Source organism: Type-A symbiont of Plautia stali, assembly GCF_059731155.1.
On the sequence record NZ_AP035891.1, the window covers coordinates 2,288,122 to 2,301,670 of the forward strand.

Annotated in this window: 12 protein-coding genes; 4 read left to right on the forward strand and 8 right to left on the reverse strand. The window is 55.8% G+C overall.

The genetic code is table 11. The features are described from left to right. Positions 1-48 precede the first annotated feature (48 nt). From rseP to rpsB, 8 genes are all read right to left on the reverse strand, one after another. A complete protein-coding gene (gene rseP, locus AC6I8M_RS12285; RefSeq protein ID WP_498013398.1) occupies positions 49-1,398 on the reverse strand; it encodes a sigma E protease regulator RseP in 1,350 nt (449 codons plus the stop codon). A gap of 12 nt (positions 1,399-1,410) precedes the next feature. Further along, complete coding sequence (gene cdsA / locus AC6I8M_RS12290; protein ID WP_010616187.1) at positions 1,411-2,268, reverse strand: phosphatidate cytidylyltransferase; 858 nt, start codon at positions 2,266-2,268, stop codon at positions 1,411-1,413. Positions 2,269-2,286: 18 nt separating this feature from the next. After that, positions 2,287-3,039, reverse strand: a complete 753-nt coding sequence (gene ispU / locus AC6I8M_RS12295; protein WP_010616188.1) for a (2E,6E)-farnesyl-diphosphate-specific ditrans,polycis-undecaprenyl-diphosphate synthase — start codon at positions 3,037-3,039, stop codon at positions 2,287-2,289. 165 nt (positions 3,040-3,204) lie between these two features. Beyond that, positions 3,205-4,407 carry a 1-deoxy-D-xylulose-5-phosphate reductoisomerase gene (ispC, locus tag AC6I8M_RS12300; RefSeq protein WP_010616189.1) on the reverse strand — a complete coding sequence of 401 codons (1,203 nt, stop codon included), beginning with the start codon at positions 4,405-4,407 and terminating at the stop codon, positions 3,205-3,207. Positions 4,408-4,522: 115 nt separating this feature from the next. After that, complete coding sequence (frr, locus tag AC6I8M_RS12305) at positions 4,523-5,080, reverse strand: ribosome recycling factor (protein WP_010616190.1); 558 nt, start codon at positions 5,078-5,080, stop codon at positions 4,523-4,525. Positions 5,081-5,228: 148 nt separating this feature from the next. Continuing rightward, entirely contained in the window at positions 5,229-5,954 is a 726-nt protein-coding gene (pyrH, locus tag AC6I8M_RS12310) for a UMP kinase (RefSeq protein ID WP_010616191.1), read from the reverse strand. Between the two features lie 153 nt (positions 5,955-6,107). After that, on the reverse strand, positions 6,108-6,965 hold the full coding sequence (gene tsf, locus AC6I8M_RS12315; RefSeq protein ID WP_010616192.1) for a translation elongation factor Ts: 858 nt from the start codon (positions 6,963-6,965) through the stop codon (positions 6,108-6,110). A gap of 180 nt (positions 6,966-7,145) precedes the next feature. After that, the gene (gene rpsB / locus AC6I8M_RS12320; protein ID WP_022547177.1) at positions 7,146-7,865 is read right to left on the reverse strand and encodes a 30S ribosomal protein S2; all 720 of its coding nucleotides are present in this window, start codon (positions 7,863-7,865) and stop codon (positions 7,146-7,148) included. Positions 7,866-8,195: 330 nt separating this feature from the next. Between rpsB and map the strand changes: the two genes are divergently transcribed. From map to AC6I8M_RS12340, 4 genes are all read left to right on the forward strand, one after another. Further along, entirely contained in the window at positions 8,196-8,978 is a 783-nt protein-coding gene (gene map / locus AC6I8M_RS12325) for a type I methionyl aminopeptidase (RefSeq protein ID WP_318285062.1), read from the forward strand. A 197-nt stretch (positions 8,979-9,175) separates the two neighbouring features. Further along, positions 9,176-11,830: a bifunctional uridylyltransferase/uridylyl-removing protein GlnD gene (gene glnD, locus AC6I8M_RS12330; protein ID WP_498013399.1), complete on the forward strand. Its 2,655-nt coding sequence runs from the start codon at positions 9,176-9,178 to the stop codon at positions 11,828-11,830. A 172-nt stretch (positions 11,831-12,002) separates the two neighbouring features. Further along, on the forward strand, positions 12,003-12,827 hold the full coding sequence (gene dapD / locus AC6I8M_RS12335; RefSeq protein WP_010616195.1) for a 2,3,4,5-tetrahydropyridine-2,6-dicarboxylate N-succinyltransferase: 825 nt from the start codon (positions 12,003-12,005) through the stop codon (positions 12,825-12,827). A 294-nt stretch (positions 12,828-13,121) separates the two neighbouring features. Further along, positions 13,122-13,514 carry a DUF3461 family protein gene (locus tag AC6I8M_RS12340; protein ID WP_010616197.1) on the forward strand — a complete coding sequence of 131 codons (393 nt, stop codon included), beginning with the start codon at positions 13,122-13,124 and terminating at the stop codon, positions 13,512-13,514. The last annotated feature ends 35 nt before the right edge of the window (positions 13,515-13,549 follow it).

The window sequence follows — 13,549 nt, forward strand, 5'->3', positions numbered from 1 at the left end:
TGTTATGCGTTTTCCTAACACATCCCGCGCCTGCCTGCGTTCCAGCGATTACAGGCGAGAGAAATCATTGAAAAGTGCAAGCCCCATTAAAAGCACCAGCAAAATTGAGCCGATGCGATAACTGAAGTCCTGAACTCGCTCGGACACCGGTCCACCTTTGATCTTTTCGATCGCCAGAAAGAGCAGATGTCCACCATCTAAAACCGGCAGAGGGAACAGATTGATGATCCCTAAGTTGACGCTAATCAGCGCGAGGAACATCAGGTAATAAATCACCCCATATTCAGCTGACAATCCGGCACCCTGCGCAATCGAAATTGGCCCGCTCAGGTTATTCAGCTTGACGTCCCCGGTTATCAATTTGCCCAGCATCGAAACCGTCAGCTTCATTAGTTGCCAGGTTTTGACACCGGCTTCACCAATCGCGGCGAAAGGTCCGTACTGTTTAACCGTTTTGTACTCATCCGGCAGCGGGATCACACGCGGGATCACCCCTGCAAAACCTTCCGCTGCGTTGCCCGGTTTCGCTTCCGGCGTTAGCGTCAGCGTTAACGGTTCACCGTTACGCTCAACCTCCAGCGCCATGTTTTTGCCAGGATTATCCCGAACCTGAGCCGTAAAAACCTGCCATTGCGTTAATGGCTGACCATCGACTTTAACGATCCTGTCGCCGGCTCGCAAACCGGCAGCACTTGCCGGTGAACGCGCCTGCACTTCTGCCAGCGTGGTTTCGATTTGCGGCCCGCGCGGTCGAATACCTAAAGCGACCACCGGGTCCTGTTTGTCCGGTTCAAATTGCCAGTCACGCAGATTGAGCTGCTTCTGCTGCGTCGCCTGCTGACCAAACTGTGACACGGCCAGCGTGGCGCTGCTGTCGCCGATTTTACCGATCAGCGCCAGGCGCACAGCATCCCAGTCAGGCGTTTCGATACCGTCAACCGCTTTAAGTTCCATGCCGGAGGTAATTTGCGCTTCTGCCGCGACGGAACCGCTCATAATTTCGCCGACCACCGGGCGTACACCCGGCACACCATGGATGAACACCACCCAATAGGCGAATACGGCAAAGATGAAATTGGCGATGGGACCGGCGGCAATGATCGAGGCACGCTGCAGCACGGTTTTATTGTTGAAGGCCTGATGACGCAGCTCAGCTGGCACGCTCTCTACGCGCTCGTCGAGCATTTTGACGTAGCCACCGAGCGGAATCAAGGCGATCACGTATTCCGTGCCCTGGCGGTCAGTGCGACGCCACAGGGCTTTACCAAAACCGATCGAGAAGCGTTCTACTTTGACACCGCAGCGACGCGCCACCCAGAAGTGGCCGAACTCGTGCACCGTAATCAGCACGCCGAGCGCCATGATAAAGGCGACAAAACTCCAGAGTATGCTCAACATCGTTGCTTATCCTCAGAGGGTGCGGAACACCAGCAGCAGCAGGCAGGCAAATACCGGCACCGCGGCTGTCAGGCTATCAATACGATCGAGGATACCACCGTGCCCCGGAATCAGGTTACCGCTGTCTTTGATACCGGCTTCACGTTTGAACATACTTTCCGTGAGATCGCCCAGCACGGAGGCCAGCGTGGCAATCACGGCGCAGATAATCAGCGTGCCCGGCGCCACCGACAGCGGGGCGAGCAGCGCAAACAGCCAGGCGATAATAGCCGATGACAGCAGTCCGCCAAAGAAGCCTTCCCAGGTTTTGCCCGGTGAGACTTTCGGTGCCAGCTTATGCTTGCCGAACAGACGACCAAACATGTAAGCACCAGAATCCGCGCCCCAGACGAGGAACATCACGAACAGCAGCCACCAGGCGCCGGCGAAATGGTCGGTGTCATAGTGATACTGGCGCAGCGCCATCATGCCCCAGAAGAACGGCACCACGGTCAGCACGCCAAACAGCAGGCGCAGCGGACGCGATGCGCGCCATAGCGCAGCGGAGGCTGGATAGAACAGCACGAGAAACAGCGCGACAATCCACCAGCCCAGCGAGGCCCAGAGCGAGCTCTCCATCTGGAACTGGTGCAGATTACGTTGATAGGGTTGCAGGGTGAACAGCATCACCGCCAGCAGCAGGCCGCATAGCACCGCCAGCCAGATACGCTGCTGACGCGTTGCCATCCCCGCCAGCTGCCCCCACTCCCAGGCGGCAAGCATGCAGATGATGATGGTGGTAATCGCAAAACCGGACAGCGGCAACCAAAACAGAGCAGCGATCACCAGCGGAATCAGAATAAACGCGGTGATCAGACGAGACTTCAGCAAAGGTTACCCCCAGGTTGCTCAGGCGCCGCTTGGTGCAGCGCCGCCATAGCGTCGCTCCCGCAGAGAGAATGCATTCAGTGCACCTTCAAAAACGTGTTCATCAAAATCAGGCCAGAGAACATCGGTAAACCAAAACTCAGCATAGGCGATCTGCCACAGCAGGAAGTTGCTGATCCGATGCTCTCCCCCGGTCCTTATCACTAAATCCACCGGCGCCAGCTCCTGCATACACAGATGCGGAGCCAGACTTTCTTCAGTTATCTGGTCAGGACGTAGCAGTCCTTCCTGAACCTGTTCAGCCAGTTTTTTTACACCCTGGATAATATCCCAACGGCCACCATAGTTGGCAGCAATGTTGAGGGTGAGTCCATCATTTTGCTGAGTCAGTTCCTCGGCGCGGCGAATGCGTTTCTGAATGCGGTTATTGAAACGGCTGATATCACCAATAATGCGCAGACGCACATTGTGCTTGTGCAGGCTTTTGACTTCGCTGTCGAGCGCCCAGACAAACAATTCCATTAAGGCCGTCACTTCCTGTAAAGGTCGGCTCCAGTTTTCACTGCTGAACGCATAGAGCGTGAGCGCTTCCAGCTTGTTGCTGACCGCAAAGCTGACAGCCCGGCGTACTGATTTTACCCCGGCTTTGTGGCCTGAAATACGCAGTTTGCCCTGATTTTTTGCCCAGCGACCATTACCATCCATAATGATGGCCACGTGACGTGGCGTGCAGTACGACCCGTCATCGATTGTATTGTGATTGTTGGACGACATAACGCGTAATAATTCCTTTCATCAGAAATGCTGTAGTTTCTGAATACATTGCGCCTGCGGCAAACGCCGGTAACCTCACCGGATGACATCGAAACAATGTCGGGCCGTAAAACGCGAGCGAGCGACTATACCATTTTCACCCTGAGCGAACAAATAGCGCCACTATCAACCGGCTAAACGAAAGCGCGGCAGCAACGCCGTGGCCCGCACGCGCGCGATCCGATCAATCTCCATCACGTCATCCACGCTGCCCGGCTCCTGACACTGCAGGGTTGCCAGCACTTCACTATTGATGGCCGCGATATCGGTAAAGCGAATCTGATGCTGCAGAAATGCCGCTACCGCGACTTCATTGGCTGCGTTCAGCGTGGTGGTGGCCGCCTGTCCGGTTGCGCATGCATCGATTGCCAGCTTCAGGCAGGGATAGCGTGCGTAGTCCGGCTCAGCAAACGTCAGCGCCTTCATTCGGGTGAAATCGAACGGCGTTACGCCCGCGGTAATACGTGCCTGCCAGGCCATGCTGTGGGCGATTGGCGTGCGCATATCGGGTGAACCCAGCTGTGCCAGCACGCTACCGTCGCAGTATCGCACCATGGAGTGAATCACCGACTGCGGATGCAGGATGACCTCCATTTGTGCGTCGGTGGCGTTAAACAGCCAGCGGGCTTCAATGTATTCAAGACCTTTATTCATCATGGTGGCCGAATCGACGGAGATTTTACGCCCCATTGACCAGTTCGGATGCGCACAGGCCTGATCTGGCGACATAGCGGCCAGCTCGGCTAATGGCGTGTCACGAAAAGGACCACCCGATCCCGTAAGGAGAATCGACTCGATGCCATTCTCCCGCAGATCAGCGTACCCCAACTGATGCTGTATGGAAGCGGGCAAACACTGAAAAATGGCGTTGTGCTCGCTGTCGACCGGCAGCAGCTGCGCCTGATGCTGGCGTACCGCCTCCATAAACAAACGGCCGCATGTGACAAGCGATTCTTTATTGGCAAGCAGGACGGTTTTGCCGGCGCGAATGGCGGCCAGCGTCGGTTGTAAACAGGAAGCGCCCACAATGGCGGCCATCACCTGATCGACCTCATCCAGTGCGGCCAGTTCGCAGGCGGCCTGAACGCCGGAGAGCACTTCCGTATCCATGTTGAGTGCTTTCAGTCGTTCACGCAGCGCCGCAGCGGAAGCGTCGTCGGACATCGCCGCGTAGCGCGGTTTAAATTGCTGACACTGTTCGGCCATCAGCGCCACATTCTGACCAGCCACCAGCGCAGTCACCTGATAGAGCTCAGGATGCGCTGCCACTACCGCCAGCGTGCTGGTGCCAATTGAGCCGGTCGAACCCAGCAGAGTTAATCGCTTCATGGTGCTGTCCCTGTGAAGTCGTGGTGCGCGCCCGCGCGTACGCCGGGCACAATGTAAAACGCCGCCAGAGTCGTACTAAGTCTCTGAACGGCGTTTTGTCAGGCAAATGACGGAATCAGAATTCCATCAGTTCCTTCTCTTTCTCGGCCAGCGCCGCATCAACGTGCTTGATGCGAACGTCGGTCATTTTCTGGATCTCGTCCTGCGAGCGACGTTCGTCGTCTTCGCTGATCTCTTTATCTTTCAGCAGCGCCTTGATCTTGTCGTTAGCGTCACGGCGCACGTTGCGCACGGAAACACGGCCCTGCTCGGCTTCGCCACGCACAACTTTGATCAGATCTTTACGACGCTCTTCGGTCAGCGCAGGCAGTGGAACACGAATGTCGCTACCGGCTGAGCTTGGGTTGAGGCCGAGGTCAGAAGCAATGATGGCTTTCTCGACTGCCGGACCCATTGAGCGATCGAACACGTTGATTTTCAGCGTGCGTGAATCTTCAACGGTGACGCTGGCCAGCTGACGCAGCGGCGTTGGCGTACCGTAATATTCCACAACGATGCCGTCGAGCAGTGAAGGCGAAGCACGACCGGTGCGCACTTTGCTGATGGTGTTTTTGAATGCTTCCACGCATTTGTCCATGCGCGTTTCAGCATCTTTTTTAATATCGTTAATCACGTTGAAACCCTTGGATTCGGTTTGACCTGGCCACTTCCGGACGCAGCGGAACGGAAACGGTATCGATAAACATCGATCATCCTGAATGCTGCGCGACAGCAGTGCAGCGCGCCAACAGAATATACCTTATTTTATCCTGCGTCGGGTATTAATGCGTAATCAGGGTGCCTTCTTTTTCACCCATCACCACGCGACGCAGCGCGCCAGGCTTATTCATATTGAAGACGCGGATCGGCAGTTGATGGTCGCGCGCCAGCGTAAAGGCGGCCAGATCCATCACTTTCAGCTCTTTTTCCAGCACTTCACCGTAGGTCAGCTGTTCGTACAGCGTGGCATCCGGATTTTTCACCGGGTCGGCTGAGTAGACGCCGTCGACCTTGGTGGCTTTCAGTACCACGTCCGCTTCGATTTCGATGCCGCGCAGGCAGGCCGCTGAGTCGGTGGTAAAAAACGGGTTGCCGGTACCGGCAGAGAAAATCACCACGCGGTTATTGCGCAGCAGGCTGATGGCTTCTGCCCAGCTGTAGTTATCACACACGCCGTTCAGCGGAATCGCCGACATCAGGCGCGCGTTGACGTACGCACGATGCAGTGCGTCACGCATTGCCAGGCCGTTCATCACGGTCGCCAGCATCCCCATGTGGTCGCCGACCACGCGGTTCATGCCTGCCTGCGCCAGACCCGCGCCACGGAACAGGTTACCGCCACCAATAACCACACCCACCTGAATGCCCAGCTCAACCAGCTCTTTCACCTCTTGCGCCATACGGTCAAGCACGCTCGCGTCGATACCAAAACCTTCGGCACCCTGCAGTGCTTCGCCGCTCAGTTTCAGTAAGATACGTTGATATACAGGTTTTGCGTTGGTCGCCATGGTCAATTCTTCCTAGAAGATAAGATGAATGAGAAGTTAAATCTGATCGATCATCCGCTTAGCGCGTGAGAAAAGCTATTTGGATGAGACTGAAAATTGCTGCGCCAAAACGCAGACAAAAAAGAACCGCCTCTCGGCGGTTCCTGCAAACCATTAAGACTGTTTGGACATGGCAGCAACTTCGGCTGCAAAGTCAGATTCGACTTTCTCAATGCCTTCGCCCATTTCGAAGCGGATGAAGTTGATCACGTCAGCGCCTTTCTCTTTCAGCGCCTGGCCAACAGTTTTGCTCGGATCGATAGCGAAAGCCTGACCGGTCAGAGAAACTTCACCGGTGAATTTCTTCATACGGCCTTCAACCATCTTCTCAGCGATCTCTTTTGGCTTGCCAGACTGCATCGCGATGTCCAGCTGAACCTGGTACTCTTTCTCAACCACGTCAGCAGAAACGTCTTCTGGCTTCACGAACTCTGGCTTGCTGGCTGCAACGTGCATAGCAATCTGCTTGCTCAGCTCTTCATCAGCGCCGGTGGTAGAAACCAGAACACCGATACGTGCGCCGTGCAGATAGCCGTTCAGCTCAGCACCTTCGAGGACAGCAACACGACGGATGTTGATGTTCTCACCGATTTTCGCAACCAGTGCCACGCGCTCTTCTTCGAACTGCGCTTTCAGAACTTCCACATCAGTCACTTTACCGGCAGCAGCAGCAGCAGCGTCCAGCACTTTGTCAGCAAAGGCCTGGAAACCGGCATCTTTTGCCACGAAGTCAGTCTGGCAGTTCACTTCCAGAATCACGGCATAGCCGTCAGCGATTTTGGTTTTGATCACGCCGTCAGCAGCCACGTTGCCTGCTTTCTTAGCAGCTTTGATCGCACCAGACTTACGCATGTTCTCGATCGCCAGCTCAATGTCGCCGTTCGCTTCGGTCAGCGCTTTTTTGCAGTCCATCATGCCTGCGCCAGTACGCTCCCGCAGTTCTTTTACCAGTGCAGCGGTAATTTCAGCCATTCCAGAATCCTCGATTCGTCTCGCAATGCTTTCACACTGTCAGAAACTTGTTGCGGAAAATTTACTTGCCCCGCCAGCCCGAACAGGGTGCGTGACTAAGTGAGATAAATAAAGGGGCCTTCACGGCCCCTTAACAGATCACATCTGGTGTCTAAGGGCTCTCAGAAAGAGCGAACCTTATTAAGCTTCAGCAGCTTCTTCAGCCTGCTCAGCCAGGTCCTGTGAACGGCCTTCGCGCACGGTAGTGGCAACGGCAGTCAGGTACAGGCTTACAGCACGGATCGCATCGTCGTTACCTGGGATAACGAAATCAACGCCGTCTGGATCAGAGTTAGTATCAACGATAGCAAATACCGGGATACCCAGGTTGTTTGCTTCTTTGATTGCGATGTGTTCGTGGTCAGCGTCAACAACGAACAGTGCATCCGGCAGACCGCCCATATCTTTGATACCGCCTAGGCTGTTTTCCAGCTTGGCCAGCTCACGAGCACGCATCAGTGCTTCTTTCTTGGTCAGTTTGTCGAAAGTACCGTCCTGAGACTGAGTTTCCAGATCTTTCAGGCGTTTGATTGACTGACGAACGGTTTTCCAGTTGGTCAGCATACCACCCAGCCAGCGGTGGTTAACGAAGAACTGGTCGCAGCTCAGTGCAGACTCTTTTACCACTTCGGCAGCAGCGCGCTTGGTACCAACAAACAGGATCTTACCTTTACGGGAAGATATCTTGTTCAGCTCAGCCAGGGCTTCGTTGAACATTGGTACGGTTTTCTCAAGGTTGATGATGTGAACTTTGTTACGCGCACCGAAAATGAATGGCTTCATTTTTGGGTTCCAGTAACGGGTCTGGTGACCGAAGTGAACACCAGCCTTGAGCATGTCGCGCATGGAAACAGTTGCCATGATTACCTCTAAAAGTTTGTTTGGGGTTGGGCCTCCATGTATCCCATACAACCGACCTCTTACGAGGCACCCCGGCGTACGTGTCGATACATGTGTGTTTTAGTACACATAATGAGATTTATGCGTTTCCTGCCCTCTCATACGAGGTGACAGAGAATCGTCGGCGCGCTTTATACCACAAATGCGCAGGAATACGCCAACAATTGTTAGCATGAGCAGCAGGCTATAATCCCGATTTGGCAGCCCATTTGCTGACTGCTAACATGACTGCCACAGAACTCATTATTGTCGAAAATTGCGGCGATTGCGGATTATTTAATGGCCATTTAAATCAAAACCCCAGAAGAAATCGAAAAAATGCGCGTGGCGGGCCGTCTGGCTGCAGAAGTGCTGGAGATGATCGCTCCGCACGTCGTGCCAGGCGTCACTACCGGCGAGCTTGACCGCCTGTGCCACCAGCACATCACCGAAAAGCAGCAGGCCATTTCAGCCTGTCTCGGCTACCACGGCTTCCCGAAATCGGTGTGTATTTCGGTCAACGAAGTGGTATGTCACGGAATTCCCAGCGACGATCGCGTGCTGAAAGACGGTGATATCGTTAACGTCGACGTCACGGTGATCAAAGATGAGTACCATGGCGATACGTCAAAGATGTTCATCGTCGGCAAACCGACTATTCAGGGCGAGCGCCTGTGCCGTGTTACGCAGGAAAGCCTGTATATTGCGCTGCGTCTGGTGAAGCCGGGCATTCGCCGGCGTGAACTGGGCCGGGCGATTCAGAAATACGTGGAAGCACAGGATTTTTCCGTGGTCCGCGAGTATTGCGGACACGGCATCGGTAAAGGCTTCCATGAAGAGCCGCAGGTGCTGCATTACGATGCCGACGACAGCGGCGTGGTGCTGCAGGCTGGCATGACGTTTACCGTCGAACCGATGGTAAACGCCGGAGATTATCGCATCCGCACCATGAAAGATGGCTGGACGGTTAAAACCAAAGATCGCAGCTTGTCCGCACAGTATGAGCATACTATTGTGGTGACGGAAAACGGCTGTGAAATCCTGACGCTGCGCGCAGACGACACCCTTCCAGCGGTGCTGGAAAACAACGCGTAACGATCGTCATCAGGATAACAGGCCGGCTCAAAACGAACGCCTGTCAGTTTACGTTCACCCATCCCTGCACCTCCCGTAGCGGCGCCATCAGTTGCGCGTTAACGCGCGCCGCTACTGCGGTGATGTAACGGACGGTGGCTAACTGAACGGCATCACGGCGTTAAGCCCGTTTTTTATGGCGCAGAAGAGGCATGTTGATGAGTGGTTGCGTGACCGAAGCAGTACACAAAGGCCTGACCGATTCCCCCGCCAGCTGGCCAGACGACGCGCTCACGCGCGACAAACTCAAACAGTATCTTGAACAGTTCCAGCAGTACCTGGGCAGCGCTTTTGACGCCGGCAGCGATATAGAATCACTGATTGATGCGTGCACGCTGTTTATCGATCGCCTGCTGCGCCGGCTGTGGCGGCTGTTTGGCTTTGACCAGATGAAAGAGATCGCGCTGGTGGCGGTGGGCGGCTATGGCCGCGGTGAGCTGCATCCGCTGTCAGACATCGACGTGCTGATCCTGAGCCGTCAGCCACTGGACGAGGCTGCCGCGCAGCGCACGTCAGAACTGCTGACGCTGATGTGGGATCTCAAGCTGGAGGTCGGCCACAGCGTACGCACGCTGGAAGAGTGTCTTCTGGAAGGCTTGTCGGATCTCACCGTCGCCACCAACCTGATTGAGTCGCGCATGCTGACCGGCGACGTGGCGCTGTTTCTCGAACTGCAAAAGAATATCTTCAGCGACGGTTTCTGGCCGTCGTCACGCTTCTTCGCTGCCAAAATTGAGGAGCAGCTGGAACGCCATCAGCGCTATCACGGCACCAGCTACAACCTCGAACCGGATATCAAAAGCAGCCCGGGCGGGCTGCGCGACATTCATACTCTGCAGTGGGTAGCGCGCCGCCACTTTGGCGCCACCACCATGGATGAGATGGTCGGCTTTGGCTTTCTCACTGAAGCCGAACGCAATGAGATCAATGAGTGCCAGGAATTTCTCTGGCGCATCCGTTTCGCGCTGCACCTGACGCTGCCGCGCTACGATAACCGCTTACTGTTCGATCGCCGGCTCAACGTGGCACAGCGCCTCAACTATGGCGGCGAAGGCAATGAGCCGGTTGAGCGCATGATGAAAGATTTTTATCGCGTCACGCGCCGTATCGGCGAGCTAAACCAGATGCTGCTGCAGCTGTTTGACGAAGCCATTCTGGCGCTGTCGACCACCGAGAAGCCGCGCAGCATCGATGAGGATTTTCAGCTGCGCGGTAATCTGATCGACCAGCGCGATCCCACGCTGTTTGAACGCGAGCCGCAGGCGATTCTGCGCATGTTTTACGTGATGGTGCGCAACGAAACCATCACCGGCATCTACTCCACCACGCTGCGCCAGCTACGCTACGCCCGCCGTCATCTGCAACAGCCGCTGTGTCAGATCCCCGAAGCGCGCCGCACCTTTATGGCGATTCTGCGCCATCCTGGCGCGGTAAAGCGCGCGCTGCTGCCGATGCATCGCCATAGTGTACTGTGGACTTATACGCCGCTGTGGGGCAACATTGTCGGCCAGATGCAGTTCGACCTGTTCCACGCCTACACCGTGGATGAGCACACCATCCGCGTGTTGCAGAAGCTGGAAAGTTTTGCCGACGAAGCCACGCGCCCGATGCACCCGCTGTGCGTCGAGCTGTGGCCGCGTCTGCCGCAGCCGGAGCTGTTGCTGATGGCCGCGCTGCTGCACGATATCGCCAAAGGGCGCGGTGGCGACCACTCGATTCTCGGCGCGCAGGACGCGCTGGACTTTGCTGAGCTGCATGGCCTCAATTCGCGCGAAATGCAGCTGGTGGCCTGGCTGGTGCGTCATCACCTGCTGATGTCGGTGACTGCTCAGCGTCGCGACATTCAGGATCCCACGGTGATTCAGCAGTTTGCTGAAGTGATGCAAAATGAAAACCGACTGCGCTATCTGGCCTGCCTGACGGTTGCCGACATCTGCGCCACCAATGAAAGCCTGTGGAACAGCTGGAAACAGAGCCTGCTACGTGAGCTGTTCTTCGCCACCGAAAAACAGCTGCGCCGCGGTATGGAGAACAGCCCGGATCTGCGCGAGCGCGTGCGTCATCACCGGCTGCAGGCGCTGGCGCTGCTGCGCATGGAAAATCTCAACGAAGAGCGCCTGCACCATATCTGGAGCCGCTGCCGCGCCGACTACTTCCTGCGCCATACGCCCAACCAGCTGGCGTGGCACGCGCGGCATCTGATCAATCATGACCTCAGCAAACCGCTGGTGCTGGTAAGCCCGCAGGCCACGCGCGGCGGCACAGAGATCTTCATCTGGAGCCCGGATCGCCCTTACCTGTTTGCCGCCGTAGCCGGAGAGCTCGATCGCCGTAATCTGAGCGTGCACGATGCGCAGATCTTTACCAGCCGCGACGGCATGGCCATGGACACCTTTATTGTGCTGGAGCCGGACGGCAGTCCGCTGGCACCGGATCGCCATCCGCTGATTATCCAGGCGCTGGAGCAGGCGATCACGCAAACGCAGTGGGTGCCACCGCGTACGCGCCGGCCGTCGTCACGTCTGAAACACTTCAGCGTCGATACCAAAGTCAACTTTTTGCCCACCCATACCGACCGCCGCAGCTATCTGGAGCTGGTGGCGCTAGACCAGCCAGGTTTGCTGGCGCGCGTGGGCGAAGTGTTTGCTGACCTCGGTGTTTCGCTGCACGGCGCCCGCATCAGCACCATCGGCGAACGGGTGGAGGATTTGTTCATCCTTGCCAACAGCGAACGACGTGCGCTGGATGCCGAAATGCGCTCCGTGCTGCAACAACGGTTGACAGAGGTACTTAATCCAAACGATAAAATGTGACCCGGCTTCCATTCTTCACGTTGCCGATGCATTGGCTTGGTGACCCGGCCCATCCGTGGACCTCGCCGCAATGGGCCCGCCACCGTCCTGCAGCATGAAGGATGTTTGCCCGATAATTTTACTCTGCACGCCAGCTGGCGTGCATCCGCAATGACAGACTCAGGAATTAAATATGCAACAGTTACAGAGCGTTATCGAATCTGCCTTTGAACGCCGCGCCGACATTACGCCGACCAGCGTGGACAGCGCCACCCGTGAAGCGATCAACCAGGTGATTGGCCTGCTGGACAGCGGTGAACTGCGCGTGTCAGAAAAGATCAACGGCGAATGGGTAACGCATCAGTGGCTGAAAAAAGCGGTACTGCTGTCGTTCCGTATCAACGACAACCAGGTGATCGACGGGGCAGAAACCCGCTTCTACGACAAAGTGCCGATGAAATTTTCCGGCTGGGATGAAGCGCGCTTTAAAAGCGCCGGCTTCCGCGTAGTGCCACCGGCGGCAGTGCGTCAGGGTGCATTCATCGCGCGCAACACCGTGCTGATGCCGTCCTATGTCAACATCGGTGCGTATGTCGATGAAGGCACTATGGTAGACACCTGGGCCACCGTGGGCTCCTGTGCGCAGATTGGTAAAAATGTGCACCTGTCCGGCGGCGTTGGCATCGGCGGCGTACTGGAACCGCTGCAGGCAAACCCAACCATCATCGAAGATAACTGCTTTATCGGTGCCCGTTCCGAGATCGTTGAAGGCGTGATCGTCGAAGAAGGCTCGGTGATCTCCATGGGGGTTTATATCGGCCAAAGCACCAAAATTTATGACCGCGAAACCGGTGAAGTGCACTACGGTCGCGTACCGGCGGGTTCGGTAGTGGTTTCCGGTAACCTGCCGTCTAAAGATGGCAGCTACAGCCTGTACTGTGCGGTGATCGTGAAGAAAGTCGACGCGAAAACGCTGGCAAAAACTTGCATCAATGAACTGCTGCGTACCATCGATTAAGTTTTTTCTTCCCGCTTATTTTTATGCCCACGGGCCTGTATTCAGGCCCGTCATTTTTTCTTTACACTCCTGCCGTCATTACCTGTTTCGCGCCGCGAATTAACAGGTGCGTTTGTTTTTCAAACAGGTCATAATCCGCGCCAGTTAACTCCGGTCGCGCACTGTTCATCCCAGTTTTTGTGTCTACAGTTGATTAAGTATGCCGTAAGCGTTCGGTTCGTTGCGCTTATTACGCAGCCGAATGATGATGATAATCCTGCGCGCTCACTCACTCTCAGATGGAATATAAACGCTATGTACGACAACCTGAAAAGCTTAGGTATCAGCAATCCTGAAGACATTGACCGCTACAGCCTGCGTCAGGAAGCCAACAACGACATCCTGAAAATCTACTTCCGCAAAGACAAGGGCGAGTTCTTCGCCAAAAGCGTGAAGTTTAAATACCCGCGTCAGCGCAAAACCGTGGTGGCCGATCACACCACCCAAGGTTATAAAGAGATTCAGGAAATCAGCCCTAACCTGCGTTACGTGATCGACGAACTGGATCAGATCTGCCAGCGCGATCAGGTAGAAGTGGATCTGAAGCGCAAAATCCTCGCCGATCTGCGCCATCTGGAGAATGTGGTGTCGAACAAAATCGCGGAAATCGAATCCGATCTCGATCAGCTGACCCGCAACGGTCGCTAATTCCCGCCGCTTCTCAGGCCAGCCGCTGCTGGCCT